The following is a 26267-nucleotide window of genomic DNA, read 5'->3' as shown; positions in this document are numbered from 1 at the left end:
CATGTCCACCGTCGTTGCCTTCCACGCTCACCCGGACGATGAGGTGATCTTGACCGGCGGCACGCTGGCCAAAGCGGCCGCGGCCGGCCATCGGGTGGTGGTGGTCACGGCCACCGACGGACGGATGGACAGCGCGGATGACCCTACCCGTCTGCACGAATTGCATTCGAGCACCGCTATTCTCGGCGCGCAGCGGACGGAGTGCCTGGGCTACGCCGACAGCGGGTACGGTCCCGACTTCTACCCCGACCCGCCGGGCCGGGTGCGTTTCGGCAGAGCCGATGTCGAAGAGGCCGCGCAGCGCCTGGCGGCGATCCTTCGCTCGGAGAACGCGCACTTGCTGCTCAGCTATCAGGCCAACGGCGGGTACGGTCACCGCGATCATGTGCAGGTGCATCACGTCGGCAAGCGGGCCGCGGAACTGGCCGGCACACCAAGGGTTCTCGAGGCGACGATGCCGCGTGAACTGCTGCGCAGGATCAACGACCTCTGTCACCTATTGCGCCTGCCCCCGCCGTACGACCCCGATGTGCTCGGCGACGCCTACGCGCCGCGTGCCACCATCACTCACCAAATCGATGTCCGCAGGGCCGCCCGGCAGAAGCGGGATGCGGTCGCCGCTCATCGCTCGCAGCTGGGCACCGGCTTGGGTGCTCGTGTCTACGGGGCCTTGTTACGCCTACCACCCCCGGTGTTGGGCGCGATCTTCCGGTACGAATGGTTCGTTGATCCGGCGGCCGCGCCGGCGCCCTTGCGCGACAACATCTTCGACGATACGACCTCCGGACCCTCACATCTTGGTTGATCGAGCCAAGACGAAACTGTAGAGGCCGTAGGTCATGATGCCCGCGCCGGCGGCGATCAGCAACACTGCTCCATAGGGCTGGGCGCCCAGGGTCTTGAGGGCCCCGTCGAGTCCGGTGGCCTTGTTCGGTTCCGAGCGGGATGCGGCGATCACCACCAGCACACCCGCGGTGGCGATGACGACGCCTTTACCGACGTAACCTGCCACCCCGAGCCGGCGCACCAGCTTGCCTGACCTGCCGTTGAGGTCGTCGACGAAGTGGCGGCCGGCGCCTTTGTAGACGTGGTATCCGCCGATCCCGACGACGCCCAGTCCGCAGATGATCAGCGCGATGGTGCCGGCCGTGCTCTGCATCAGCCGGGCGCTCAGGCTCGAGCTCTGCTCACCTGCGGATCTCCCGGCGCCTCGGGCGAATCCGAAAGTGGAGTAGGCGAACCCGAGATAGACGACGGCCACACCGAAGGTCTTCACCCGCTGCATGCCGCCCGGCGAACCGTGGGAATCGCGCTCGACCGCGCGCCCGAGAACCGTTTCGATCAGCCGCCATAGACCGAGCGTCACTAAGGCGACAGCGGCGATCCAGAGGACGAAGGGCCCACCGGGTCGGGCCGCCAGCGTCGCCAGGGCCCCGGACTGGTCCGCGGTGCCGCCGTCACCGAGCGCGACTCGTATGGCGAGGTAGCCGATGATCAGATGCAGTATCCCGCTCACCACGAATCCGGCGCGGGCGAACTTCTCGAAAACGCCGTTCTGAGCCACCTGGGCCGGGGAGACCGCTGGCGGTGGGCCGTTCTTGAGGTCAGACATCTGGCTCCCTTCGCCTGAAGGGATTGCCCGCTATCCGCTGTTACGTAACGCGCTCGCCAGACCGTTCATGGTCAGCAGGATGCCGCGCTGCACCAACTCGTCATCCTCACCGGAGCGGTAGCGACGCAGCAGCTCCACCTGCAAGTGGTTCAACGGCTCTAGATAAGGGAACCGGTTGAACACCGAACGCGCCAGCGCAGGGTTGTCGGCGAGTAGGTCCTCCTGGCCGGTGATGCGCTTGTACATCGCGATGGTGCGATGGTGCTCGTCGACGATCTTGTCGAAAACCCTGCTGCGCAAGGCCTCGTCGTCCACCAACTCCGAGTAGCGGGCGGCCAGCCCGAGATCACTCTTGGCCAGCACCTGCGCCATGTTGGACAAGACGCTGCGGAAGAACGGCCAGCGCTGGTACAGCTCGTGCAGCACCCCCAACCGGTCCTCTTCGCTTTCCGGTCCCGCGCCGATCCATTGCTCGAACGCCATTCCGGTGCCATACCAGCCCGGCAGCATCACCCGCGACTGGCTCCACGCCAGCACCCACGGGATGGCCCGCAGGTCCGAGATCGATTGCGTCGGTTTGCGGGACGACGGCCGGCTACCGATATTCAGCGACCCGATTTCACTGACTGGGGTGGATGCTTTGAAATACTCGACGAACCCCGGTGTGTCATGGACTAATTCGGCGTATGCGCGCTGCGCCAGGGTGGCGATCTCGTCGAGCACCGCGTAAGCCGGCTCGGCCGCGTCACCCAAGCCTTCGACGTCGAGCAGCGTGGACTCCAGCGTCGCGGCCAACAGACTTTCCAGGTTGCGCCGGGCCGTCTGCGGTTCGGCGTACTTGGCGGCGATCACCTCGCCCTGCTCGGTGAGCCGCAGCGATCCGTTCACCGCCCCCGGAGGCTGGGCCAGGATCGCCTGGTAGCTGGGGCCGCCGCCGCGGCCCACCGTACCGCCGCGACCATGGAAGAGCCGCAACCGAATTCCGCCTTTGCGAGCGGCGTCGACCAGGGCCAGCTCGGCGCGGTAGACCGCCCAGTTGGCGGCCAGGTACCCGCCGTCCTTGTTCGAATCGGAGTATCCGAGCATGACTTCCTGCATGTCGCCGCGGGCGGCCACCATGGCGCGGTAGAGCGGAAGATCAAGCATCGCCTGCAGAATCGCCGCGCCGTTGTGCAGGTCGTCGATGGTCTCGAACAGCGGCGAAATCCCGACCGGACAGTAGGGCTCGTCTCCCGAAGCGTCCAGCAGCCCGGCCTCTTTCATCAGAATGGCCGCCTCGAGCACGTCCGACACCGACCGGCACATCGAGATGACGTAGTTGGGAACGGCTGCGGGACCGTAAGTTTGGACCGCGAAGGTAGCGGCACCGATGATGTCGAGTTCTTTGCGCGCCAGTTCGGACAGCTTCGCCCCCGGGCTCACCAGCGGGCGGCGGGTGCCGAGCTCAGTGACCAGCAACTCGACGCGTTCGTCTTCGGACAGCGAGGCGTAATCGGGATGCACCCCCGACCATGCCAGCAGTTCGGCGACCACCTCCTCGTGCACGTCGGAGTTCTGCCGAAGGTCCAGGGCGGACAAATGGAAACCGAATACGTGCACGCCTTCTCGCAGCAACGCCAGCCGGTCGTCGGCCAGCACCGCGCTGCCGTGCGTGCGCAGTGAGGCGTCGATGGTGTCGAGGTCGGCGCGCAATTCGGCGGGCGTGGCGTATGCCGGCAGCCCGAGGTCGAGTAGGTGCTGCGGCTGCTCGTCGAGGATTTCGCCGGCCGTCGCGCTCAGCCGGGAACGGATCACGCGCAACGCCCGCCGGTAGGGTTCGTCGTCGCGCGCCTTGTCCTGACACCCTTCGGCCAGTTCGGCGAGCTCCGGGGTCACCGTGAGCAGCCGCGACGACATCGACAATTCCTGCTCGAGCTGGTCGAGTTCGGCCAGGTAGTGGGACAGTGCCGTGTAGGCGGCGCTGCCGGTGGCCAGGCGGACCACGTCGGCGGTGACATTCGGGTTTCCGTCACGGTCCCCCCCGATCCAGGAACCCGGCTGCAACATCGGTCCCGACAGCAGGTCAGCGTCGGGCCAGCGCGCGCGCAGCGCCTCGCGCACCTCGGCGTTGACTTTGGGCAGCACCTCGAAGAACGAGGCCGGGTAATAGCGCAGGCCCGCGGCAATCTCGTCGCTGATCTGCAGCCGGGACAGCCGGATGATCGCGGTCTGCCACAAGGTGAGAATCTGGCGGCGCAATTCGGTTTCGATGCTGCGGCCGCTGTCGGTCTGGGTGTGCCCCTCGGCGTGCAGGCGCATCAGCTCGGTGATCCGGTGCTGGGTGACGAAGACGGTGCGTCGCCTGGTCTCGGTGGGGTGGGCGGTGATCACCGGGGCGACCAGCGCCCCTTCGAGGGCTTTGGCGACCGTGGTCGAATCCAGTTCGGCGCGGTCGAGTTTCGCGTAGGTGGCGGCCAGGCTGCTGTCCTGGGGCGGCTCTCCTGCGGTGACGTGAATGCTGCGGCGGCGTTCGCGGTGGATGTCCTCGGCGACGTTGGCCAGCAACGCGAAATGGGTGAACGCCCGGATGACCGGAATGGCCTGGTGAATATCGATGCCGTCGAACATGCGGGACACCTCAGTGCGGTCGATCTCCGAGCGCCGCACCCGAAACGATTCCACCCGCGCACGTTCGACGAGGTCGAACACTTCTTCACCGTTCTGCTCGCGCACGGTGTCACCGAGGATGGCGCCCAGCATCCGGATGTCGGCCCGCATCGGCTCGGTCGCCTCACGCCCCAGCTTGGTGCGATGGACGTCGCCGATCGGGTCTAGGGCGGTATCGGTCACCTCAACCATGTGTCTAAGTATCGGTGCAGACCCTCGAGTCGGCCATTTGGGCACGGGTGCGGCCCGACCGGGGCGAACGGCGGCGAGTTTGAGCGGCCGGGACCCGGGTAAAAGGCCGCATGCCCGAAACCAGAAGTCGCCCACTCGTATCAGCCTGGCATTGGATCCTTTCGCTGGTGCTGATACTCGTCCTTGGGACGGCTGGACTGAACGCCGCGCACCCGGCGTCGGCCGATGTGAAGTTGGCACCGGGTCTGGTGGTGGATACCACTCGGGTAGAGCCGGGCGTCGTGCGCATCGACACCGCAATCCCCGCTCAACGCGCGGTTGGCACCGGCACGGGCGTCGTGCTGAGCCCGGACGGTGTCGTGCTGACCAACAATCACGTCATCCGCGGCGCCGCCACGATCACGGTCACGAATACCGGCAACGGACAGGTCTACCCGGCGGACGTGATCGGCTACGACCGGAAAAACGACATCGCCGTGTTGCAGCTCCGCGGCGCCGCCGGTCTGCCGGTAGCTCCCACCGCCGACTCGTCGAGCGTGCGGGTCGGCGACCCGGTCACGGCCGTCGGATTCCCGGAGGGCGCGGGATTGACCCCCGCATCGGGCAATGTGAAAGCACTGAACCAAACGATCGTTGCCAACGACCAACTCACCGGAAGCAGTGAGCAGCTCTCCGGCCTGATCGAATTCGGCGCGAACGTCCGGCCAGGAGATTCCGGCGGACCCTTGGTTGACCGCAACGGCCAGGTCGTCGGCATTGTCACCGCCGCTTCGGAGACCTACCAGATGACCAGTACCGGCGGCTTCGCGATTCCGACCAACCGCGCCTTGCCGATAGCCGACTCGATCCGCGCCGGCAATTCCGCGGGATCGGTGCACGTCGGGCCGACCGGCATCCTGGGCGTCGCGGTCACCAACGGGGGACCCGCGGGCGTTCCCGTCACCGGCGTGCTGGGCGGATCCCCCGCCGAGGCGGCTGGTCTGGGAAGCGGTGACACCATCACCGCGGTTGACGGCACACGCCTTGCCGACGCAACCGCGCTGACCGACCTGGTCGACCGGCATCATCCCGGTGACACCGTCTCGGTGACCTATGTCGACGGTCAGCGTGTCAGCCACACCGTGCCGGTGACGCTTGCCGACGGGCCTCCCAACTGACCCATCGCCGGCCTGTGCCGCACGTTCGGTAGGCTGCCCGTTATGGAATTGGCTCTACAGATCACCCTGGTGGTCACCAGCGTGCTGGTGGTGTTGCTGGTGCTGCTGCACCGCGCCAAGGGTGGCGGCCTGTCGACGCTGTTCGGTGGCGGCGTGCAGTCGAGCCTGTCCGGGTCGACGGTCGTGGAGAAGAACCTGGACCGGCTGACGCTGTTCATCGTGGGTATCTGGCTGGTGTCCATCGTCGGCATGGCCCTGCTGATCAAGTACCGCTAGACGCGTCATGAGCCTGCGGGCCTGACGGGGTCGCTGGTGCGTCGACCGAACCTTTAGCGGCGGTCAGCTGCACAGGCGAAGATCGACTACTGCGCGGGTCAACAATTCACGCAATTCAAATCATGCACAATTGTGAGCTTTCGTTCCCCAGGTGAAATCTCGGAAGGTCCTGAATCGGGCATTGCATTCATTCTTTTGCGCTCCAGCGCACCCGCAATCGCCGTGCTGACCGGCGCCAGAAATTGGCGCAGTGGGACTATTGGTATGCCGCGAGCGATGAATTATGGTTGACCGCCATGAGCGATCCCTGGCAGCCGGGGCCCAACGCCCCGAATCCGCCGCACCCGTCAACTCAGCACCACTCTGGGTATCCCCCGCCGCCGGGCCAGGGCATCGCGGTCACCGCCCGTTACTTTCCCCCCGCGATCACGATGGCCCTGTTCAAGCCGAAGATACTGGTCGATGGGTATCCCGCCCCGCCGGCCAAGTGGGGTCGAAATGTGGTGCCCACCCGACCCGGCCCGCATCGCGTAGAAGTGCATGTCGAGTACTGGTTGCCGCCGCAGGCGGGCCCGGCGTACACCGACGTCGACGTCCCCGCCGGCCACCTGGTCGAACTTGAATATAAAGTCCCGATATGGGCTTACGGCTTCGGTTCGCTCGGTCCACCGCCACAGAAATACAACAATGTCGGCGCCACTATCGCGACGGCGGCGATATTCGCGTTTTTCTTCATATTGATGCCACTATTACTCGTGCTGCGCATGGTCGGCATTCTGCCCTGACAATCCCTACCGTGCACCGGAAGGCAACGTGATCGGGCCACGCCCGAATCACGACGGGCCGTGATCAGGGCAGCGGTCCCCCGGCAGCAATAGCCGCCAGCGTCGCGAACTGCTCCCCGTCCAGCGACGCCCCGCCGACCAGACCGCCGTCGATATCGTCCTGAGCGACCAGGTCGCCGACGTTCTTCGCGTTCATCGAGCCGCCGTAGAGCACCCGCACCGACTGGGCGATCTGCGGCGAGGCGAGCGTCGCGAGTTCCTCTCGGATCGCCGCGCATACCTCCTGAGCGTCGGCCGAGCTGGCCACCCGGCCGGTGCCGATCGCCCAGACCGGCTCGTAGGCGATGACGACCTTGGCGATCTGCTCGGCCGAGAGGCCGGCCAGCGAGCCCCGCAGCTGTTCGATGTTGTGCGACACGTGGTTTCCGGCTTCGCGGACTTCAAGGTGCTCGCCGATGCAGACGATCGGGGTCAGCTCGTGCTTGAGCGCGGCCGCGGCCTTGGCGGCCACCAACGCGTCGTCCTCGTTGTGGTAGGTGCGGCGCTCGGAGTGGCCCACCACAACGAAGGTGCAACCCAGCTTGGCCAGGAACGCCCCGCTGATCTCACCGGTGTAGGCACCCGAGTCGTGCTGCGAGAGGTCCTGTGCGCCGTAGGTCAGCCGCAGTTTGTCGCCGTCGACCAGCGTCTGCACGCTGCGCAGGTCGGTGAACGGCGGGATGACGGTGACGTCGACCTTGTCGAAATACTTGTCCGGCAACGAGAAAGCGATCTTCTGCACCAGCGCGATCGCCTCGAAGTGATTCAGGTTCATCTTCCAGTTGCCGGCGATCAACGGCTTGCGGCTCACGAGTCACCTCCGGTCGGCTGGGGCTCACCAAGCACCTCGATGCCCGGAAGTGATTTGCCCTCAAGGTATTCCAGCGACGCGCCGCCGCCGGTGGATATGTGCGAGAACGCGTCTTCTGGAATTTTCAGGGCGCGCACCGCAGCAGCGGAGTCGCCGCCGCCGACCACGCTGAACGCGCCTTTGCCGGTCGCCGTGACGATCGCCTCGGCGACGCCCCGGGTGCCCTCGGCGTAAGTCGGGAACTCGAAGACGCCCATCGGTCCGTTCCAGAAGACGGTTCTGGCGTTGGACAGCAACGTGGTGAACCGCTTGACCGACCCCGGGCCGATGTCCAGACCCAGCAGATCATCGGGGATCTCGTTGGCGGGCACGGTCTGCGGCGGCGAATCGGCGGCGAAGTTCTCGGTCACCACGATGTCCACCGGCAGCCGCAACACGTCGTGATAGGTCTCCAGCAGTCTGCTGCAGGTGTCGACCATGTCCTCTTCGAGGAGCGACTTACCCACCGAATAGCCCTGTGCTGCAAGGAATGTGAAACACATTCCGCCACCGATCACAATGCTGTCGGCCTTGGTGGCCAGTGACTCGATGACGCCGAGCTTGTCCGACACCTTCGATCCGCCCAGGACCACCGCGTACGGCCGTTCGGTGGAGCTGGTCAACTGCTGCAGCACCTTGATCTCGTCAGCGACCAGGGTGCCCGCGTAGTGCGGCAGCAAGGTGGCGATGTCGTACACCGAGGCCTGCTTGCGGTGCACCACGCCGAAGCCGTCCGACACGAAAGCGCCACCAGGCCAGACCAATTCGGCCAGTTGCTTGGCCAGAGCGCGGCGTTCGTCGTCGTCCTTGCTGGTTTCGCGCTTGTCGAAGCGGATGTTTTCCAGCAACAGGATGTCCCCGTCGGTGAGTCCCTCGGCACGGGCCAGCGCATCGGTGCCCACGACATCCCCGGCCAGCTGCACGTGCCGGCCGAGCTGTTCGCCGAGCGCCGCGGCCACCGGCGCCAGCGAGTACTTCGGGTCCGGACCGTCCTTCGGCCGGCCGAGGTGAGCGGTGACGACCACCTTGGCGCCAGCATCCAGCAGTGCCTTCAACGTCGGCACCGAGGCCGTGATCCGTCCGGCGTCGGTGATGTTGCCGTCCTCGTCGAGCGGCACGTTCAGATCGGAGCGCACCAGCACGCCGCGGCCCGAAACACCCTCGGCGAGCAGGTTTTTCAGATTCGGGACGGCCACGGCTAGAGCGACTTGCCGACGAGCTTGACCAGGTCGATGAGGCGGTTGGAGTAGCCCCATTCGTTGTCGTACCAGGAAACGACCTTGGCCTGGTTGTCGATGACCTTGGTCAGTCCGGAGTCGAAGATGGAGCTGTGCGGATCGGTGACGATGTCGCTGGAGACGATCGGGGCGTCGTAGTACTTCAGGATGCCCTTCATCGGCCCGTCGGCGGCAGCCTTCATCGCGGCGTTGATCTGCTCGGCGGTGCCAGGTTTGGCCAGCTCGGCGGTCAGGTCGGTCACCGAACCGGTCGGGATCGGCACCCGCAACGCATACCCGTCGAGCTTGCCCTTGAGTTCGGGCAACACCAGCCCGATGGCCTTGGCCGCCCCGGTCGAGGTGGGCACGATGTTCAGCGCCGCCGCCCGCGCCCGGCGCAAGTCCTTGTGCGGGCCGTCTTGAAGGTTCTGGTCCTGGGTGTACGCGTGGATGGTGGTCATCAGGCCCTTGACAATGCCGAACTCGTCGTTGAGGACCTTGGCGATCGGGCCCAGGCAGTTGGTGGTGCACGACGCGTTGGAGATGATGTTCTGGCTGCCGTCGTACTTGTCGTCGTTGACTCCCAGCACGATGGTGATGTCCTCATCGGTGGCCGGGGCGGAGATGATCACCTTTTTAGCTCCGGCATCGAGGTGGCCTTTGGCCTTGGCGGCGTTGGTGAACAGCCCGGTGGACTCGACCACCACGTCCACCCCGAGGTCTCCCCAAGGCAGTGCGGCCGGCCCTTCCCGCACGGCCAGCGCCTTGATCTTGGCCGGGCCCACCACGATGGTGTCCTCCCCCTCCAAGCTCACGTCATAGGGCAGCCGTCCCAGGATCGAGTCGAACTTCAACAGATGCGCCAGGGTGTGGTTGTCGGTGATGTCGTTGACGGCTACCACCTCGAGGTCCGCGGTGCCCTGCTCCTGCTGAGCCAGAAGGGCCCGGTAGAAGTTGCGTCCGATTCGACCAAAGCCGTTGATGCCAACTCGGACCGTCACGTGTCTCTCCTCATCCCTTGTGTCCGCTGGTAAGCGCTCGTGATCAGCCTAGATCAGTGCCTAAACCGCGGTGCGGCCTGACCGGTGGCGGCCGTTGTGATTTAACGATCACAACATGTGGCTGGGGCTAAACGTTCCCGAACGTCACCATTTGGATACGGCACGGTGCGGCGCGGTTTGTCTGTTGCATCGGCGTCTAACAATCAAGCCGGTCGTCCGGAGCGGCCAGACGGATCTGCTGGAGCGCGAATGAAGGAGTTGACGTTGATGACGATCTTCGATCGATTCAACCTCAAGGTGATTGCTGCCGCCGCAGGGGTGTGCGGCGCCGCATTGTCGCTGAGCCCGATCGCGGCAGCGGTACCGCTGAAAACGGGCGGCCACGCGTGCATCCAGGGAATGTCGGGCACCGCCGACGGCGTCCCCGCCGGAGTCCCCGGCGCCGGGGTCCCCGCAGCTGGTGCCCCCGGAGCGGGAGCCCCCGGAGCCGGCGCGGCAGGCGCGGGCACGGCCGGAGCCCCGGCATGCTGCGCTTACGGCGGCCCCGCAGCAGCGGGAGGTGGCGCCGGTGCCGGTGGTGGGGCAGCCGGTGCCGGTGGAGCGCCGGCCGGCGGACCGGCGGCCCCCGCCGGTGGACCAGCACCCGCGGCCGGAACAACGCCAGTGGAGAACTGCGGCGCGGCGAGCGCTCCTATCACCGGCATGTCGGGTGTGGGTGCGCCCGTAGTGGTGCCTGGGCCGGTGGGCGCGGCTGCCGTGCCGGCGGTCGCGCCAGTGGTGGTACCCGGTCCGATCGCGGCTCCGGTGCCGGTCGGCGCGCCGGTCCCGGTAGGTGCGCCCGTGCCCATCGGCGCGCCCGTACCCATCGGCGCACCCGTCCCCATCGGCGCACCCGTGCCGGTCGGCGCACCCGTCCCCATCGGCGCACCGGTGCCGGTCGGCGCACCCGTCCCCATCGGCGCACCGGTGCCGGTCGGCGCACCCGTCCCCATCGGCGCACCTGTCCCGGTCGCCGGACCTGTCCCTGTCGGCGCACCCGTGCCGGCCGGCGCACCGGTTGGCGCTCCCATCACCACCATGTCCGGGACCGGCAAGGGCGCACCCACTGGGCCGGCGCCCGCGGGTGGACCGGTGGCCGGCCAGCCGGTCCTCCCCGGCCCCAACGGGTGACGTCTGAAGAGGACGGTCAGGTCAAGCCGTGCGCAACCACCGCAACGCTGATTCGGCGGCGTGGTAACCGCACAGTCCGTGAATTCCGGCTCCCGGCGGTGCGGACTGTGAGCACAGGAAAACCCCCGGCACGCCGATCCGATAGGGATCGACCGCGATGCGCGGCCGAAACAGGATCTGCAGCTTGTCGTTGGCGCCGCCGATGATGTCGCCGCCGATGTACGTGGCGTTGCGCGCCTCGAGTTCGGCGGTGCTGGTACTCACGGTGGCGACGATGCGGTCGCGGAACCCGGGGGCGAACCGCTCGATCTGGCCGACAATCGCCGCGGTCGCGTCACCGGTATAGCCGAACGGCACGTGCGCGTAGGCGTAGATCGGGTTGATGTTGCCCGCAGAACGGGACCGGTCGGCAAGGTACTGCTGCCCCAGCAGCACGAACGGGCGCTCCACCATGGTGCCTTGCGCGCGACGGCGTTCGGTGTCGGCGATCTCCTCGAAGCTGCCGCCGAGATGCACGGTGCCCGCTCGGGCGCAGTCCGGATTCGTCCACGGGATGTCGCCTTCGATGGCGAAGTCGACTTTGAACGCCGAGGACCCCTCGCGATAGCGGCGGTAGGACCGTTTGATGCGGGTGGGCATGGCGTCGCCGTAGATCGCCAGAACCTGGGCAGGGCTCAGGTCGAGCATGACGATGTCGGCGTTCGGAATGTCGCGACGACTGGTGACCTTCACTCCGGTGGTGACCCGTCCCCCTTCGGCCTCCAGGGCCGCGCCCAGGGCCCTGGTGATCGCCCCCGATCCGCCTTCGGCGACCGGCCAGCCGTAGCGGTGTCCGCTGGCCAGGATCATCAATCCCAGTGAGGCGGTCAGCGGACGGTCGAGCCGGGTGAACGCGTGTGCGGCCGCACCACCGTAGAGAGCGCGTGCCTTCTCGGTGCGGAAGTAGCCGGCCACAGCGGTGGCCGGCAACACCGCGCGTGGTCCGAACAGCGCGAGGCGAACCGGATGCCGCGGAATGTTGATGACGGGGCGCAGCAGGTCATCGGCCAGGTCGTCGAAGCCTTTGGCAAGTCCGCCGACGGCCGCACGCCAGCGCCGCCGGTCGGCGCCCAGTCCGTTGGCCGTCTTGGCCACGGACTGGTACAGCATTCCGGCAGATCCGTCATCGAGCGGGTGAGCGCAGTCGGCCTCCGGCCATTTCCAGGCCAGCCCGTAACTCTCGAGCTGGATCTCCTTCCAGAACGGCGATCCGACACCCAGGGGATGGAAAGCCGAGCAGTGGTCGTGAATGACGCCGGGCACCGTCAGTTCGCCCGAGCGCACTCCCCCGCCGATGGTGTCCTGGGCTTCCAACACATGCACGTCGATGCCCTGCCGGGCCAGGTGGATCGCCGCGGCCAGACCGTTGGGCCCGGCGCCGACGATGACGGCTTTATTCTTCGAAGCCCCGGTCATGAGGTGCCGTGGACGACGGGCTGCGTCGTGACGTGCACCGGAAATTCGTCGCCCGGCTCGGGCCAGGGTTGGCGACTCAGCATCTCGCTGACGTCGACGTAGCCGGATTCGATCAACCCGGTCTTGGCGTCGACGATTCGGTACCACTGCTTCTGAAGGTGGATCGGCTGACCCTCCAGCACGATGACGCGGACGTCCCCGTCTTCGAAGTTGCACCGCCGCTGGAGCGCCTCCAACAGTTGCTCGTTGTGCAGGTGGCCTTCTCCGAAGTTCCACCCGACCAGTGGTCCGGCCACGATCTCGCCGTCTCGCACGCGGTAGTCGGCTTCGTTCTCGATCGCCCGGGGCAGTAGGCCGTTAAGCGCGCGCCCATGGGTGTGCATGGCGCGGAAGGCGCCGACCTTGTCCGACATCACCTCGGCGGTCGCCGCGCCGTATAGCTTGGTGAGCTGATTGACAACCAGCGCAGAGCTTTTCACCACGTTGGCTTCGATCTTGTCCTCGGCGCCAGCGCGGAAACACCAGGTGCTGGTGGCCCAGTTGCCGGCGTAGTAGCGCATCGCCGGCAAGAATGAAATCTTCTCGGGGAACATGTTTCCCGCGATGACGATGGCCACGGCGATCGCGATGAGGGCCAGCAGCAGCGGGGATCTGAGATCGGTGGCACGGATCGCGCCGTAGTGTCCGAACAGATAGAACAGCGAGAAGATGAAGAACACGTTCCACTCCAACGGAACCCCCATCGGGAGGTTGGACAGGATGTTGAGGTGGAAGATGACCATGAACCCGATCAGGAACCACCGCCACGGGTGATCCCCGGCGAAGAAGACCAGCACCGTGGGAACGATGAATTCCGCTGTGGTGCCGCCGACGTGGGCCATCAACTTCGGTAACCAGGTCGGGCGCAAATCGTTGACGTGGTCGCGATAGAGCAGGTGCTTGAGCGGGCGGAACAGCCTGCTGCGCAGTAGCGCATTGTTGCTCGTCATCACCGCCACCACGTAGGGGAAGTGATGGTTGAGCTTGGAAGTCGCGGCGCCCCACCACAGGAAGAGCATGATGATCTTGAAGGCCGCGATCTGGTCGGTGAACGGGAAGAAGAAAACGAACAGCTTCAGCCAGTAGTGTTCCCCGCGCGCGGCCAGGAAGACGGTCTTGTCGCGCAGACCCAGCAACGCCAGCGCGACGATCGTCGGAATCACCAGAACCGGGTCGATCAGGCCGACGTCGCCGGCGCCGGTCACCGGTCCGCCATGCCCTGGTGACAACAACGCCCACACCGCGCTGCCCAGCACGATCGCGTAGAGCGCGACATCGATGATGCTGCGCGAATCGCCGCGCGTGAAGGGGACCTTATCGGGCCAGGCTGGCAAACGAATTGTGTTGGGCCGCAACCAGTACAGAACACCGCCGATCGGGGGCATGAAGCGCCCCGTGAGCGGCCCGGACCCGCAACCCAGGCCGAGTACCTCGAAGAGCAGGGTGAAGATGATGACCTTCTGGTACACGATCGGTTGCGTCCACCAGTCGGCGATGTGGCCGAGTCCGCCCAGACCGCGAGTCAGCGAGATGATCGCCGCCGGAGCCGCGACGTAAAGGCCGATCTTGAGTAGGTACAGCAAGTACACCGCGTACGGCGTGCCGAACCCGTTTTCCGCCCAGTGCCGGGTGACGACCTGTAGCCGCGTCGCCCGTGGCAGCTCTAGCCAGGTGTCATGATCGACATCGGGCAGGTCCGGTGAGATGAATCCCATGGCTGGCCTCGTTCCAGGAGGAATCTGTCTGGCCAGTCCAATGTATCGGCACCACCCGACCGACTTGTAGACCTACCGTAGGCATTTTCGGAAATTGTTGCGGTCCATCGTTTTTCGCCTATCGTCTGGTCGAGGACGGCCGGGTCCGCCGGGAACTCCGCCAGCGGCAACGCCATCCGCGTGACCCCTCATCACACCCGGATGGCTTGCCCGCTGGGTCCCCCGCCGACTGGTTGCGGTCGAGCAGTTCGCGCAGGAGCTTTCGGTCCTGACACTGCATCCCCAGAAACCGCCGAAGATCACGCGCCTGATCGGGACGGCCCTGCTCTTCGGCGACGGCGATCGCCCGCTGATAGACGTCCATCTGCAAGTTGGTTCGCTTGCAGATCTGCGTGATCAGTCGCAGCGCACAATCGGCCTGGCTGCTGGTGGCGGCGGGCCGGTCCATGTCTGCCTCTTTCGGTTGGCGCTTGACGTGGTCAAACGCTAACTCGCGAGGGCCGCAGCCGGTTTATGCGCCAAAACCGAACCTGTCGACTACTTTTGTGCGCGCAGCACGGCCGGCGCCATCCACCGGCAAGCTTCGAGCGCGGTCTGCACCTTGAACACCGCGTCGGGATCGTCGAAGTCCTGGCCGCACAATTCCATTGCCTGCCCGACCCGGTACTGAATTGTGTTGCGGTGCAGAATCATTGCCTCTGCCGTGGCGACGTAGCTGCGGTTGCGGACCAGGAATTCGCGCAAAGTCTCGCGCAGCCATTCGTTGCGTTCGCCGGCGCCGGCGAGATCGCCCAGCACGTCGCCGACGAAGCGGCGCAACTCGTCGACGTCACCGGCCATCAGTGCGACCGGAGCCACGTCGTCGTAGCAGACGACCGGCACGCGGTGGCGGTCTCCGCCGGCCAGGACCACCGCCTTGACCAGCTCGGCCTGCTTCATCGAGGCCCGGAAACCGCTCAGCCCAGTGCCGAACCGGCCGCACGCCACCCGCGCCCCGGTGCTCGCGGACTCGAATGCGCCTCGGATGCTGCACAGGTCGGCGGCACCGCCGACCGAGAACCACAGCCGCGCTTCGCGTTCGTCGGTCGGCACCAGCAGCGATCGGCCGGCCGCGTCCAATTCGGCCGCCATCAGGCAGCGCACCTCGTCGAATCTCGCGACCACCTGGTCAAGCGGAACCGCGGCATCCACCCACACCACAGCCGCGAGGTGCCGGCCGTCAAGCCCGTAGCGCAGCACCTTCTCGGCGCGCTGCACGTCCACGGGGGTCCCCGCCAGCACCTCGGTGACCCAGTGCTGCTGCATGCCGCCACGCCGGCTCAGCCACCGGTCGTGCTCCTCCTCGTACGCCAGGATCATCTGGTCGGCCACCAGATCGACGACACGGGCCGAACGGTTCACCAGGTCGACGAGCGTGGGCACCTGCTGTCTGGGCTCCAGGAGCGACACATACTTCATCGCCACTTCCAGGAATCGCGCGTGCCCCAGGCGATGCGCCCGAACCAGTGGGGCCAGCGGGATGTCGCGCTGCGCGGACGCCCGTGCATACGCGAGCGCGGCGCCGGGCGCCTCGAGCAGCGCCGTCGGCGTGTCCCGTTCCAGGTAGTGCACCGCCGCGACGAAGTTCTCGGTGAGGCTCGCGCGCCACAGCTCCATCATTCGAGGATCGTGCTTGAGCCCCTGAATCTCGCCCTTCATCATCTCGAACAACTCGGCGGTGAACGCGTCGCGGATTGCGTCCATCTGGCGGGCGATCAACGCAACGCATCCGGAACCCACCGCATTTCCCGCTTCGGTCACCTCGGGTGTCCCTTCTCCAGCAGCGCGAACCTGGAACCAAGCACACTGTGCACCTTCGGCGGCTTGGACGGGACGGTTTCACCAACCATGCCGGCACACAACCGCGCGGGTGGTCGCTACGATCTGAGGGACTCGACGGCAAGGGAGCCTCAGTGAGCAACGACAACGACGACCCGAACCGCGGCGATATCGCGAAGTTCGATCCGGGAATGACCCGGCGCATGATCAGCGTCATGCGGCCGATTCTCAAGACCTACTTCCGGTCGGAGGTCCATGGCCTCGACGGGTTCCCGCCTGGTGGTGCACTCGTCGTCGCCAACCACTCCGGTGGTCAATTCCCGATGGACGTCCCGATCTTCAGCACCGATTTTTACGACAAATTCGGCTATGACCGGCCGGTGCTGACGCTGAGCCACGACATCCTGTTCATGGGTCCGACGGCTGACTTCTTCCGCAAGACCGGCTACATCCGGGCCAACCGGGAGAACGCGGCCGCGGCACTGCGCTCCGGAGGCGTGGTCGTCGTCTTCCCAGGTGGCGACTACGACGCCTACCGCCCGACGTCGGTGGAGAACGTCATCGACTTCAACGGCCGCAAAGGATACGTCCGCACCGCGATCGAGGCGGGAGTTCCCATCGTGCCCATGGTGGGCATCGGTGGCCAGGAGACCCAGCTGTACCTCACTCGCGGTACGTGGCTGGCCAGGAATCTGGGCATCAAACGGTTGCTGCGCAGCGACATCCTGCCGCTCTCCTTCGGATTCCCGTTTGGGTTCAGCGCCGCCATCCCGCCTAATGTGCCGCTGCCGGCCAAGATCAAGATGCAGGTGCTCAAACCTATAGACATCGCAGCGCAATTCGGCGATGACCCCGACGTCGACGAAGTCGACGAGTATGTTCGGTCGGTCATGCAACAGGGGCTCGACGAGCTCGCCGCCAAGCGTCGATTCCCGATTGTGGGCTGAGCCATGGCATCTCGTCTCGAAGAGGTACGTGGTGTGGTCACCACGCTGGTCCGCGCGGGCATGATCGCGCCGATGCGCCCCGACCGTTATGTGCGGGTGGTCGCCGCGATGGCCCGCGAGGGCGTCGGCTTCACGTCCGGCTTCGCCGGTGCGGCGCAACGCTGTCCCAATCGCCCCGGCCTGATCGACGAACTCGGCACCCTGACATGGCGCCAGCTCGACGAGCGCGGCGACGCGTTCGCTGCCGCGTTACAGGCCCGACCGGGCGGACCGCCCAAAGTCGTCGGCATCATGTGCCGCAATCACCGCGGTTTCATCGATGCGCTGTTGGCGGCGAACAGGGTCGGCGCCGACGTCCTGCTGCTCAACACCTCGTTCGCCGGTCCGGCGCTGGCTGAGGTGGTCAGCCGGGAGGGTGTCGACGCGATCGTGTACGACGAAGAGTTCACCGCGACGGTAGACCGGGCGCTCGCCGATGCGCCGAACGCGACGCGGATCGTGGCCTGGGCCGACGAGCCGCACGACCTGACGGTCGAGAAGCTCATCCAAGCCCACGCCGGGCAGCGTCCTCGGCGCACCGGCGGCAAGGGCAAGCTGATCCTGCTCACCTCCGGAACCACCGGAACTCCCAAGGGCGCCAAGCATTCCGGCGGCAGCGGGGGGATCAAGACGCTCAAGGGTGTGCTGGACCGGACGCCGTGGCGGGCCGAAGAGCCGATCGTGATCGTCGCTCCGATGTTTCACGCGTGGGGTTTCTCCCAGCTGGTGCTGGCCTCCTCGCTGGCTTGCACGGTGGTCACCCGGCGCAAGTTCGATCCCGAAGCGACGCTGGCGCTGATCGACCGCCACCGGGCGACCGGACTCGCGGTGGTGCCGGTGATGTTCGACCGCATCATGGAGTTGCCCGAGGAGGTGCGAAACCGGTACAGCTGCAAGTCATTACGGTTTGCCGCTGCGTCGGGTTCGCGAATGCGCCCCGATGTCGTCATCGCCTTCATGGACCAGTTCGGTGATGTGATCTACAACAACTACAACGCCACCGAGGCGGGCATGATCGCGACCGCCACTCCCACGGATTTGCGCGCGGCGCCGGATACCGCGGGCAAGCCGGCCGAAGGCACCCAGATCCGAATTCTGGATCCGGATTTCAAGGAAGTGCCGACCGGTGAAGTCGGCACCATCTACGTGCACAACGGGAGTCAGTTCGACGGCTACACGTCCGGAACCACGAAGGACTTCCACGCCGGCTACATGTCGTCGGGCGACGTGGGATACCTCGACGCGAACGGCCGCCTGTTCGTGGTCGGCCGCGACGACGAGATGATCGTCTCGGGCGGGGAGAACATCTACCCGATCGAAGTGGAGAAGACGCTGGCGGCACACCCCGAGGTGGCCGAGGCATCGGTGATCGGTGTGGATGACGAGCAGTACGGCCAACGCTTGTCGGCGTTCGTGGTACTCGAACCGGGCGCCTCGGCAACCGTCGAGACGCTCAAGCAGCACGTCCGGGACAACCTCGCCAACTACAAAGTGCCCCGCGAGATCACCGTGCTCGACGAGCTCCCCCGCGGCAGCACCGGCAAGATCCTGCGCAATGAACTCAAGGCCCGGGTGAGTGGTTCATGAACCGGTTGCTTCGACAACTGCGCCGGCCGCGGCCGCTGACCCGCGCAACGGTGGAACTCGTCAACGCAGCCAACGGATTACGCCCGATCACCCGCAACCCGTATGCCTCACCGACGGTGTTCTGGTTCGGCTGGCCCACCTCCGAGGTACCGGGCCTGTACGCGTCGGTGTCCGCGCTGGACGCCGTGCGCCGCGGGTGGCGGGGCGACTTCGCCGGAGCCAAAGGAAAAGTGGCGCTGACGCTCACAGCGGCGTCCTGGGCGATCCTGGCCGTCATCCGCTACCGCGGGATAACGACTCCGGGGCCAATTCTCGAAGCTGGGCTGACCGAGCAGCTGGGGTCCGACTACACCGACCAGCTCAAGGCCCTGCCCACCGAACCGACCCGGCGGGGACGACGCAACCTGCCGCTGCGCACGACGGTGGCGCGGCGCCGCTTCGTCGACAAGCAGAACATCGTCTCCTACGGACCCCACGGGCGGGCCAACCTGGCCGATGTCTGGCGCCGCAAGGACCTGCCGATGGATGGCAAAGCGCCTGTGCTGCTTCAGATCCCGGGCGGAGCGTGGATGATCGGGTGGCGCCGTCCGCAGGCGTATCCGTTGATGAGTCACCTGGTTTCGCGTGGCTGGGTGTGTGTGTCGATGAACTACCGGGTCTCGCCGTGGCACACCTGGCCGGCCCACATCGTCGATGTCAAGCGCGCGCTGGCGTGGGTCAAGGAGAACATCGCCGCCTACGGCGGGGACCCGAATTTCGTTGCGCTCAGCGGTGGTTCGGCCGGCGGTCACCTGACAGCCCTGGCGGCACTGACCCCCAACGACCCCAAGTTCCAGCCCGGCTTCGAAGACGCCGACACGTCGGTGATGGCGGCCGTCCCGTTCTACGGTCGCTATGACTGGTATTCGACCGAGGCCCCGGGACGCGCGCAGTTCGTGCAGGTGCTCGAACGATTAGTGGTCAAGCACAAACTCGACACCCACCGAGACATCTACGAAGAGGCCTCGCCGCTGCGGTACGTGCATGTGGACGCGCCACCGTTCTTCGTCCTGCACGGAACCGACGACTCCCTCATTCCGGTGGCCGAGGCGCGGGAGTTCGTCGGAGAGCTGCGTGCGGTGTCGAAGGCCCCGGTGGCATACGCCGAGTTGCCCAACGCCCAGCACGCGTTCGACATCTTCGGTTCGCCGCGCGCGAACAAAGCCGCGGAGGCCGTCGCCCGGTTTCTGTCCTGGGTCTACGTGACCAACTACTCCAACGACCGGTAGAAACTACAGTCCGGCGGCGCGCTCCAGCTCGGCCAGCGCCGGCTCGATGGCGTCGGCCATCTCGTCGATGTCGTTGGCCACCTCCGGCGTCGTGACGAACCCGAAGTCCAGGTACTTCTGGTAGGAGAAGCAGGTGATGTTCAGTGCGACGTCCATCACCGGCGGCCCCAGCGGAACCAACGAGTCCAGCTTGGCTCCGGCCATGTACAACGGGATGGGCGGACCGGGCACGTTGGAGACGACCAGGTTGATCGGCGCGAAATTGTGTGACAGGCCACTGGCGGTATAGGCCCGTGCGGCCAGCTGTAGCAGCCCGGGCGGCGTGGTCTCGGTCAGGCCCATAATCTGGTGCGCAGACAGCGCTTTCGCCATTTCCTTGGCGTTCTGCGTGCTCTCGTGGATGGCCTTGAGCCGTTCAGCCGGGTCGTCGATGTCGGTGGCCAGCGATGCCGTCATCGAACTGATCTGGTTGCCGACGTCGGACTTGTTCTCCTCGGTGCGGGTGGATACCGGGATCTGGGCGATCAAGGGCTTGTAGGGCAGCTCGTCGCGCTTCTGCAGATATTCCCGCGCCGCGCCGGCCACCAGCGCGAGCACCACGTCGTTGAGCTTGACGCCGAAGGCGTCTTTGACGGCCTTCACCCGTTCCAGTTCCACGCGGCAGCCGGTGATGCGCCGGTGCGGCGACACCTGCGCGTTGAAGCGGGTCTTTGGTGCCTCGAAGTAGCGCGGCGGGCGCGCGCCCACCCCCAGCGCCGCGATCTGCTGACGCACGGTCTGCTCCAGCAGCCGGGCGATGCGGAACGGTGTCATGATGCCGACGTTGATCAGCGCCCCCAGCGCCCGCCGCTCCAGGCCGGGGATGGTGAAGCCGACGAATCCCACCGTTTCCTTCTGCGGCGCGCGAGGTTCGGGGGTGATGTCCAGCAGGATCTCACCCAGTCCGGCGCCCGAGACGCCGTCGACGATGGCGTGGTGCATCTTCGTCAAGGTGGCGATGCGGCCGCCTTCGACCCCTTCGATGACCCACAGTTCCCACAGCGGGCGAGAGCGGTCCAACTTGTAGGACATCAGCCTGCCGACGAGCTCCTCGAGTTCGCGTCGGCCACCCGGCGCCGGCACCCCGATGCGCCGGACGTGAAAGTCGATGTCGAGTTCCTCGTCCTCGACGAACCACGGCCGGTCCAGCCCCAGCGGGGAGCCGGTCACCCGCCAGCGCAGTTGCGGGATTTCGGGCAGCCGCTCGATGAGCAGTTCGCGCAGGCGCTGGAAACTGTAGTCGGGCGCCTTTCTGGGATCACAGATCGCCAGCGCACCCACATGCATGTGCCAGCCGGCGGTCTCGGCAGACCAGAAAGCCGCATCAACACTCGAGAGCCGTTTCATCCCACGACCGTAGCCCGCAGCCACCTTCCGAAGCCAATACTTCTTTCTCACACCGCAGACCAGTTAGGGCGGGCTGGGGGCCACCCCCGAGTGCGAGCAGACGCAAAAACCCCTAAATACGTGCCGTTTCAGGGGCCTTTGCGTCTGCTCGCGCAAGGTGCCGCCCTGCTCGGCCCAACTAGGCGTCTTCGAGCAGGTCGGGGGTAACCGCGGACTCGGTGTCGGGAATCCCTTCCACTTTCGCCTTGCGGTCGGCCATCGACAATAACCGCCGAATACGGCCTGCCACAGCATCTTTCGTCATCGGCGGGTCGGCCAGCCGGCCCAGTTCTTCCAGCGACGCCTGCCGGTGTTCGACGCGCAACTGACCGGCGGTGGCCAAGTGGTCGGGCACCGTGTCGCCGAGTATCTCCAAGGCGCGTTCCACCCGGGCGGCGGCGGCCACGGCGGCCCGTGCCGAGCGGCGCAGGTTGGCATCGTCGAAATTGGCCAGCCGATTGGCCGTAGCGCGAACCTCACGGCGCAGCCGGCGCTCCTCCCAGACCAGCCGGGTGTCCTGGGCGCCCATCCGGGTAAGCAGGGCGCCGATCGCCTCGCCGTCGCGCACCACCACCCGGTCGGCGCCGCGCACCTCGCGGGCCTTGGCGCTGACCCCGAGCCGTCGCGCCGCACCGACGAGCGCCAGCGCCGCCTCCGGGCCGGGGCAGCTCACCTCCAGCGCCGAGGACCGGCCGGGTTCGGTCAACGACCCGTGCGCCAGAAAAGCTCCCCGCCAGGCGGCTTCGGCGTCGGCGATGCTGCCGCCGACGACCTGCGCGGGCAGGCCGCGTACCGGACGTCCGCGCATATCGAGCAGACCGGTTTGCCGGGCCAGCGCTTCGCCGTCGCTGGCCACCCGCAACACGTACCGAGTGTTCTTGCGGATTCCGCTGGCCGACAACACATGCACCACCGCGTTGTAGCCGTACAGGTCGAAGATGTCCTTGCGCAACCGCCGCGCGATGCTGCCCAGATCGACCTCGGCCTCGACGACCACGCGCCCGGCCACGATGTGCAAGCCCCCGGCGAACCGCAGCAGGGACGTGACCTCCGCGCGCCGCGCGCTGACCGACTTGACCACCAGACGGCTCAGCTCGTCCTTGACTTCAGTCGTCATCGCCACGCGTCGTCACCCCTCGGTCGTACACCGTCGATCGGTATCTCTTCTGTGGCCTTCACCGCGGGCGCCGCCGGATCCCTGTCCCGCACGCGCACCCCGCCCAATGCTGCCGCCAGCTTGCCCGGGTCATGTAAAGGTGTACCAGGTCGGGCCACGTCGGCGAAGTGCACCTCGGCCTGCAGCAGGGTCGCGGTGCGCCGCAGTTGGTCGCGCTCCCGGTCGCTGGGTACTCGTTCGGCATCGATGATGATGTCGTCCACGGTGAATCCCGGCGCATGTTGGGCCAGCACGTGCAGGTGGCGTTCCACCGAGAAACCCGCCGTCTCACCGGGTTCGGCGACGAGATTGAGCACCAGCGCTTTGCGGGCCTCGGTGGCCTGCAACGCCTGGTGCAGCCCCGGCACCATGACGTGTGGGATCACGCTGGTGAACCAGGAACCCGGGCCCAGCACCACCAATTCGGCCGACATGATGGCGTCGACGGCCTGGCGGGTCGCGGGCGGGTCGGCGGGCAACAACCGCACCCGGCGCACCTTGCCCGGCGTCGAGGCGATGGCGACCTGACCCCGGATCACCCGGAACATGCGCGGATCGGATTCCAGACCGGAGACGTCGGCCTCGATTTGCAGGGCGATCGGGCACATCGGCAGCACCCGGCCTTTGACACCGAGGATGCGGCCGATCTCGTCGAGGGCCGCCACGGGGTCGGCCAGCAGCTCGGAGATTCCGGCCAGCAGCAGATTTCCGATCGGGTGGCCGGCCAGTGCTCCGCTGCCGCCGAACCGGTGTTGCAGGATTGTCGCCCACAACCGGCCGTGCGGGCTGTCGGATGCCAACGCCGCCAACGCCATTCGCAAGTCACCGGGCGGTACCACGTCCAGCTCGCCGCGCAGCCGCCCCGAGGAACCGCCGTCATCGGCGACGGTCACGATGGCGGTGACGTGCGGGGTCAGCCGACGCGCCGCGGACAGCGTCGCATACAGCCCGTGGCCGCCGCCCAACGCGACGATGTTGTCGGTCATTCGCGACCCAGATCCCGGTGCAGCGCCCGTACCGTCAACTGCGGATCCGACCGCAACAGACCCATCAGCGCCTCGGCGATCGCCACGCTGCGGTGCTTGCCGCCGGTGCAGCCGATGGCGACCGTCATATAGCGCTTTCCCTCCCGCCGGTAGCCGTCGACCACGAGCGCCAGCAACCGATGGTAAGTCTCGAGAAACTCCGCCGCGCCGGGTTGGCTCAGCACGTAGTCGCGTACCGGTTCGTGCTGACCGGTCAGCGGGCGCAGCTCGTCCACCCAGTGCGGGTTGGGCAGGAACCGGACGTCCATCACCATGTCGGCATCCATCGGCAGGCCGTACTTGAAACCGAAGGACTCGACCGTGACGCTGGTGGTCGCGCCGCCATTGCCGCCGAAGGCGCGCTCGATGCTCTCCCGCAAGCTGCGCACCGACAGGGTCGAGGTGTCGATGATCAGGTCGGCGGTGGCCCGCACCGGAGCCAGCATCCGGCGCTCGGCGGCGATGCCTTCGGCCAGCGTCTGCTGGCCCTGCAGCGGATGGCTGCGGCGGTTGTTCTCGTAGCGGCGGACCAGCATGTCGTCGGAGGCCTCCATGAACACCACCCGAGGCGTGATGTTGCGGGTGGCCAGTTCGTTGCGCACCTCGTCCAGGTCCCCGGTGAACCCGCGGGACCGCACATCCATGACCACCGCGAGCTGCGTGATCCGTGATCCGGCGGCCAAACCGAAATCCACCATACGGGTGATCAACTGGGGCGGCAGATTATCCGCGACATACCAGCCGAGGTCCTCGAGCACCTTGGCGGCGGTACCGCGTCCGGCCCCCGACAAGCCGGTCACCAGAACGACATCGATGCCCGCGGAGGTGTCACTGTTCGTCATTCCGAAGCTCCCGTCGCGTCGGGCCGTAACGCCTCGAGGACGGCCGTGGCGGTGGCCACTCCGATACCCGGAACGGCGGTGATCTGGTCGACGGTGGCCTCCTTGAGGCGGGCTATCGATCCGAAGTGGGTGACCAGTGCCTTGCGCCGGTGCTCGCCCAATCCAGGCACGGAGTCCAGCGCTGAGGCCGTCATTCGCTTGGATCGCTTGCTGCGATGGTAGGCGATGGCAAAGCGGTGCGCTTCGTCACGCACCCGCTGCAGCAGATACAGGCCCTCGCTGTTGCGGGGCATGATGACAGGGTCCGGCTCTGCGGGCACCCAGATCTCTTCCAGCCGCTTGGCCAGACCGATCACGGCGACATCGGTGATGCCCAACTCCTCCAGCACGGCGCTGGCCGCGTTGACCTGCGGCGCGCCACCGTCCACCACGTAGAGGTTGGGCGGATAGGCGAAACGGCGCGACTTGCCTTCCGCGGACAGCATATTCGGGTCGCTCTGGTCGCTCAGATGGCGCAGGAACCGGCGCCGCGTCACCTCGGCGATGGACGCCACATCGTCCGAGCGCCCCTCCCCCGCGGCCTCGCGGATGCCGAAGTGCCGGTAGTCGGATTTGCGCGGCAGGCCGTCCTCGAAGACCACCAGCGACCCGACGACGTCGGTGCCCTGCACGTGGCTGATGTCGACACACTCGATGCGCAACGGGGCCTCGGCCAACCCCAGCGCATCCTGAATGTTCTGCAGCGCAGCCGATCTGGCATTGAAGTCACCGGCCCGCTTCAGCTTGTGTTGCTGCAGCGCCTCTTTCGCGTTGCGCTCCACCGTCTCGGCGAGCGCCTTCTTGTCACCCCGGCGGGGCACCCGCAATCTCACCTTGGCGCCGCGCAGGCCGGACAGCCAACTGGCCAGCTCGTCGTGATTAGACGGCAGGCACGGCACCAGCACCTCACGCGGCACCGGGTTGGCGGCTTCGTCGGCGGCACCTCCCAATTCGGCCTGTTCGCCGTAGAACTGGGTCAGGAATTGTTCGACCAGTTGTTCGGCACCGGAATCACCCGGATCGGCGGACTTTTCGACGATCCAGCCGCGCTGACCTCGAACCCGTCCGCCGCGGACATGGAAGACCTGTACCGCGGCCTCGAGGTCGTCGTCGGCGAAGGCGACCACGTCGGCGTCGGTACCGTCCCCGAACACCACGGCCTGCTTCTCCATCGCCCGCCGCAGCGCGCCCAGGTCGTCTCTGAGCCGGGCCGCCCGTTCGAAGTCCAGGTCGCCGGATGCCGCGTGCATCTGTTGCTCAAGTTCGCGCGCGAAGCGCTCGGTCTTGCCGGACAGGAAGTCGCAAAAATCTCCCACGATCTGGCGGTGCTGCTCGGCGCTGACCCGCCCGACACACGGCGCGGAGCATTTGTCGATGTAACCGAGCAGGCAGGGCCGGTCGATCTGATTGTGGCGCTTGAAGACTCCGTTGGAGCAGGTGCGGGCCGGGAACACCCGGGTAAGCAGGTCCAGTGTCTCGCGGATCGCCCAGGCGTGGGAGTAGGGCCCGAAGTACCGCACCCCCTTGCGCCGCGGTCCGCGATAGACCATCAACCGCGGGTATTCCTCGTTGAGGGTGACGGCCAGTACGGGGTAGGACTTGTCGTCGCGGTAGCGGACGTTGAAGCGCGGGTCGAACTCCTTGATCCAGTTGTATTCCAGCTGGAGCGCCTCGACCTCGGTGGTGACCACCGTCCACTCGACCTTGGCCGCGGTGGTCACCATCTGCCGGGTACGCGGATGCAGTCCGGCGACGTCGGCGAAGTACGACGTCAGCCGGCTGCGCAGGCTCTTGGCCTTCCCCACGTAGATGACCCGGCCGTGGGCATCCCGGAACCGGTAGACGCCCGGCTCGACCGGGATGGACCCGGGCGCGGGGCGGTAGGTGGCGGGATCTGGCACGCATCCAGGCTAGTGGTCGCCGGGATCGCGGCGGGGCATAGGGATCGGCGCCCGCAGCCCGTGGGG

Annotated in this window: 22 protein-coding genes; 8 read left to right on the top strand and 14 right to left on the bottom strand. The window is 66.7% G+C overall.

Features of this window, described 5'->3' with window-relative positions; translation table 11 throughout:
- The first annotated feature begins 1 nt into the window (after position 1).
- Entirely contained in the window at positions 2-805 is an 804-nt protein-coding gene (locus AWC08_RS13430) for a PIG-L deacetylase family protein (protein WP_069434896.1), read from the top strand.
- On the opposite strand, the gene AWC08_RS13425 is transcribed toward AWC08_RS13430, so the two are convergent.
- Together AWC08_RS13425 and ppc are read right to left on the bottom strand one after the other, a co-directional pair.
- Positions 791-1612: a DUF1206 domain-containing protein gene (locus AWC08_RS13425; RefSeq protein ID WP_065133651.1), complete on the bottom strand. Its 822-nt coding sequence runs from the start codon at positions 1610-1612 to the stop codon at positions 791-793. The two genes, AWC08_RS13430 and AWC08_RS13425, sit on opposite strands and share 15 nt — an antisense overlap.
- A 30-nt stretch (positions 1613-1642) precedes the next feature.
- Positions 1643-4450, bottom strand: coding sequence for a phosphoenolpyruvate carboxylase (gene ppc, locus AWC08_RS13420; RefSeq protein ID WP_069434897.1), 2808 nt, complete (start codon positions 4448-4450; stop codon positions 1643-1645).
- 110 nt (positions 4451-4560) lie between these two features.
- On the opposite strand from ppc, the gene AWC08_RS13415 reads away from it, so the two are divergent.
- The 3 genes from AWC08_RS13415 to AWC08_RS13405 all read left to right on the top strand — a co-directional run bounded on the left by AWC08_RS13415 (position 4561) and on the right by AWC08_RS13405 (position 6668).
- Positions 4561-5607 carry a S1C family serine protease gene (locus tag AWC08_RS13415; RefSeq protein ID WP_065133649.1) on the top strand — a complete coding sequence of 349 codons (1047 nt, stop codon included), beginning with the start codon at positions 4561-4563 and terminating at the stop codon, positions 5605-5607.
- Between the two features lie 42 nt (positions 5608-5649).
- The gene (secG, locus tag AWC08_RS13410; RefSeq protein ID WP_065133648.1) at positions 5650-5883 is read left to right on the top strand and encodes a preprotein translocase subunit SecG; all 234 of its coding nucleotides are present in this window, start codon (positions 5650-5652) and stop codon (positions 5881-5883) included.
- Positions 5884-6179: 296 nt separating this feature from the next.
- Positions 6180-6668 carry a hypothetical protein gene (locus tag AWC08_RS13405; protein WP_065133658.1) on the top strand — a complete coding sequence of 163 codons (489 nt, stop codon included), beginning with the start codon at positions 6180-6182 and terminating at the stop codon, positions 6666-6668.
- Between the two features lie 64 nt (positions 6669-6732).
- Here AWC08_RS13405 and tpiA read toward each other — a convergent pair whose 3' ends face one another.
- From tpiA to gap, 3 genes are read right to left on the bottom strand one after another with little or no spacing between them, the layout of a single operon-like run.
- Entirely contained in the window at positions 6733-7518 is a 786-nt protein-coding gene (tpiA, locus tag AWC08_RS13400; protein ID WP_065133647.1) for a triose-phosphate isomerase, read from the bottom strand.
- Positions 7515-8753: a phosphoglycerate kinase gene (locus AWC08_RS13395; RefSeq protein WP_065133646.1), complete on the bottom strand. Its 1239-nt coding sequence runs from the start codon at positions 8751-8753 to the stop codon at positions 7515-7517. The genes tpiA and AWC08_RS13395 overlap by 4 nt, the downstream gene beginning before the upstream one ends.
- Before the next feature lie 2 nt (positions 8754-8755).
- Positions 8756-9775: a type I glyceraldehyde-3-phosphate dehydrogenase gene (gap, locus tag AWC08_RS13390; protein ID WP_065133645.1), complete on the bottom strand. Its 1020-nt coding sequence runs from the start codon at positions 9773-9775 to the stop codon at positions 8756-8758.
- A gap of 702 nt (positions 9776-10477) precedes the next feature.
- On the opposite strand from gap, the gene AWC08_RS39620 reads away from it, so the two are divergent.
- Complete coding sequence (locus AWC08_RS39620) at positions 10478-10945, top strand: hypothetical protein (RefSeq protein WP_372513523.1); 468 nt, start codon at positions 10478-10480, stop codon at positions 10943-10945.
- A gap of 21 nt (positions 10946-10966) precedes the next feature.
- Here the strand turns inward: AWC08_RS39620 and AWC08_RS13380 are convergent, their stop codons facing one another.
- The 4 genes from AWC08_RS13380 to AWC08_RS13365 form a co-directional block, all read right to left on the bottom strand.
- Entirely contained in the window at positions 10967-12400 is a 1434-nt protein-coding gene (locus tag AWC08_RS13380; RefSeq protein ID WP_065133644.1) for a phytoene desaturase family protein, read from the bottom strand.
- Complete coding sequence (locus AWC08_RS13375; RefSeq protein WP_069433892.1) at positions 12397-14154, bottom strand: DUF3556 domain-containing protein; 1758 nt, start codon at positions 14152-14154, stop codon at positions 12397-12399. The genes AWC08_RS13380 and AWC08_RS13375 overlap by 4 nt, the downstream gene beginning before the upstream one ends.
- 118 nt (positions 14155-14272) lie before the next feature.
- Positions 14273-14602, bottom strand: a complete 330-nt coding sequence (locus AWC08_RS13370) for a hypothetical protein (protein ID WP_065133642.1) — start codon at positions 14600-14602, stop codon at positions 14273-14275.
- A gap of 89 nt (positions 14603-14691) precedes the next feature.
- Positions 14692-15897 (bottom strand): PucR family transcriptional regulator, encoded by a 1206-nt coding sequence (locus AWC08_RS13365; protein WP_065133656.1) that lies wholly within the window; start codon positions 15895-15897, stop codon positions 14692-14694.
- 266 nt (positions 15898-16163) lie between these two features.
- Between AWC08_RS13365 and AWC08_RS13360 the strand changes: the two genes are divergently transcribed.
- From AWC08_RS13360 to AWC08_RS13350, 3 genes are read left to right on the top strand one after another with little or no spacing between them, the layout of a single operon-like run.
- A complete protein-coding gene (locus AWC08_RS13360; protein ID WP_065133655.1) occupies positions 16164-16919 on the top strand; it encodes a 1-acyl-sn-glycerol-3-phosphate acyltransferase in 756 nt (251 codons plus the stop codon).
- A gap of 3 nt (positions 16920-16922) precedes the next feature.
- Complete coding sequence (fadD12, locus tag AWC08_RS13355) at positions 16923-18545, top strand: acyl-CoA ligase FadD12 (protein WP_069433891.1); 1623 nt, start codon at positions 16923-16925, stop codon at positions 18543-18545.
- Positions 18542-19813: an alpha/beta hydrolase gene (locus AWC08_RS13350; protein WP_069433890.1), complete on the top strand. Its 1272-nt coding sequence runs from the start codon at positions 18542-18544 to the stop codon at positions 19811-19813. The genes fadD12 and AWC08_RS13350 overlap by 4 nt, the downstream gene beginning before the upstream one ends.
- A gap of 3 nt (positions 19814-19816) precedes the next feature.
- Here the strand turns inward: AWC08_RS13350 and AWC08_RS13345 are convergent, their stop codons facing one another.
- The 5 genes from AWC08_RS13345 to uvrC all read right to left on the bottom strand — a co-directional run bounded on the left by AWC08_RS13345 (position 19817) and on the right by uvrC (position 26201).
- Entirely contained in the window at positions 19817-21199 is a 1383-nt protein-coding gene (locus AWC08_RS13345) for a WS/DGAT/MGAT family O-acyltransferase (protein WP_065131898.1), read from the bottom strand.
- A gap of 178 nt (positions 21200-21377) precedes the next feature.
- Positions 21378-22355: a DNA-binding protein WhiA gene (gene whiA / locus AWC08_RS13340; RefSeq protein WP_065135675.1), complete on the bottom strand. Its 978-nt coding sequence runs from the start codon at positions 22353-22355 to the stop codon at positions 21378-21380.
- Positions 22352-23380, bottom strand: coding sequence for a uridine diphosphate-N-acetylglucosamine-binding protein YvcK (yvcK, locus tag AWC08_RS13335; RefSeq protein ID WP_065135673.1), 1029 nt, complete (start codon positions 23378-23380; stop codon positions 22352-22354). The genes whiA and yvcK overlap by 4 nt, the downstream gene beginning before the upstream one ends.
- Positions 23377-24261: an RNase adapter RapZ gene (gene rapZ, locus AWC08_RS13330; protein WP_065135674.1), complete on the bottom strand. Its 885-nt coding sequence runs from the start codon at positions 24259-24261 to the stop codon at positions 23377-23379. Before rapZ ends, yvcK begins: the two co-directional genes overlap by 4 nt.
- The gene (gene uvrC, locus AWC08_RS13325) at positions 24258-26201 is read right to left on the bottom strand and encodes an excinuclease ABC subunit UvrC (protein WP_069433889.1); all 1944 of its coding nucleotides are present in this window, start codon (positions 26199-26201) and stop codon (positions 24258-24260) included. Before uvrC ends, rapZ begins: the two co-directional genes overlap by 4 nt.
- Positions 26202-26267 lie beyond the last annotated feature (66 nt).

This window comes from Mycobacterium gordonae (assembly GCF_002101675.1).
GTDB lineage: Bacteria > Actinomycetota > Actinomycetes > Mycobacteriales > Mycobacteriaceae > Mycobacterium > Mycobacterium gordonae.
The sequence above is the reverse complement of the archived record's forward strand: the minus strand, read 5'-3'. Positions and strand labels throughout refer to the sequence as shown.

Excerpts from the sequence above, each read along its gene's own strand:
- AWC08_RS13405 (WP_065133658.1), top strand. The coding sequence starts at position 6,180 with ATGAGCGATCCCTGGCAGCCGGGGCCCAACGCCCCGAATCCGCCGCAC.
- AWC08_RS13365 (WP_065133656.1), bottom strand. The coding sequence starts at position 15,897 with ATGGACGCAATCCGCGACGCGTTCACCGCCGAGTTGTTCGAGATGATG.
- AWC08_RS39620 (WP_372513523.1), top strand. The coding sequence starts at position 10,478 with ATGTCGGGTGTGGGTGCGCCCGTAGTGGTGCCTGGGCCGGTGGGCGCG.
- AWC08_RS13345 (WP_065131898.1), bottom strand. The coding sequence starts at position 21,199 with ATGAAACGGCTCTCGAGTGTTGATGCGGCTTTCTGGTCTGCCGAGACC.
- AWC08_RS13360 (WP_065133655.1), top strand. The coding sequence starts at position 16,164 with ATGACCCGGCGCATGATCAGCGTCATGCGGCCGATTCTCAAGACCTAC.
- AWC08_RS13380 (WP_065133644.1), bottom strand. The coding sequence starts at position 12,400 with ATGACCGGGGCTTCGAAGAATAAAGCCGTCATCGTCGGCGCCGGGCCC.
- rapZ (WP_065135674.1), bottom strand. The coding sequence starts at position 24,261 with ATGACGAACAGTGACACCTCCGCGGGCATCGATGTCGTTCTGGTGACC.
- AWC08_RS13350 (WP_069433890.1), top strand. The coding sequence starts at position 18,542 with ATGAACCGGTTGCTTCGACAACTGCGCCGGCCGCGGCCGCTGACCCGC.
- AWC08_RS13375 (WP_069433892.1), bottom strand. The coding sequence starts at position 14,154 with ATGGGATTCATCTCACCGGACCTGCCCGATGTCGATCATGACACCTGG.
- AWC08_RS13415 (WP_065133649.1), top strand. The coding sequence starts at position 4,561 with ATGCCCGAAACCAGAAGTCGCCCACTCGTATCAGCCTGGCATTGGATC.
- fadD12 (WP_069433891.1), top strand. The coding sequence starts at position 16,923 with ATGGCATCTCGTCTCGAAGAGGTACGTGGTGTGGTCACCACGCTGGTC.
- whiA (WP_065135675.1), bottom strand. The coding sequence starts at position 22,355 with ATGACGACTGAAGTCAAGGACGAGCTGAGCCGTCTGGTGGTCAAGTCG.
- yvcK (WP_065135673.1), bottom strand. The coding sequence starts at position 23,380 with ATGACCGACAACATCGTCGCGTTGGGCGGCGGCCACGGGCTGTATGCG.
- ppc (WP_069434897.1), bottom strand. The coding sequence starts at position 4,450 with ATGGTTGAGGTGACCGATACCGCCCTAGACCCGATCGGCGACGTCCAT.
- AWC08_RS13370 (WP_065133642.1), bottom strand. The coding sequence starts at position 14,602 with ATGGACCGGCCCGCCGCCACCAGCAGCCAGGCCGATTGTGCGCTGCGA.
- AWC08_RS13430 (WP_069434896.1), top strand. The coding sequence starts at position 2 with ATGTCCACCGTCGTTGCCTTCCACGCTCACCCGGACGATGAGGTGATC.
- secG (WP_065133648.1), top strand. The coding sequence starts at position 5,650 with ATGGAATTGGCTCTACAGATCACCCTGGTGGTCACCAGCGTGCTGGTG.
- AWC08_RS13425 (WP_065133651.1), bottom strand. The coding sequence starts at position 1,612 with ATGTCTGACCTCAAGAACGGCCCACCGCCAGCGGTCTCCCCGGCCCAG.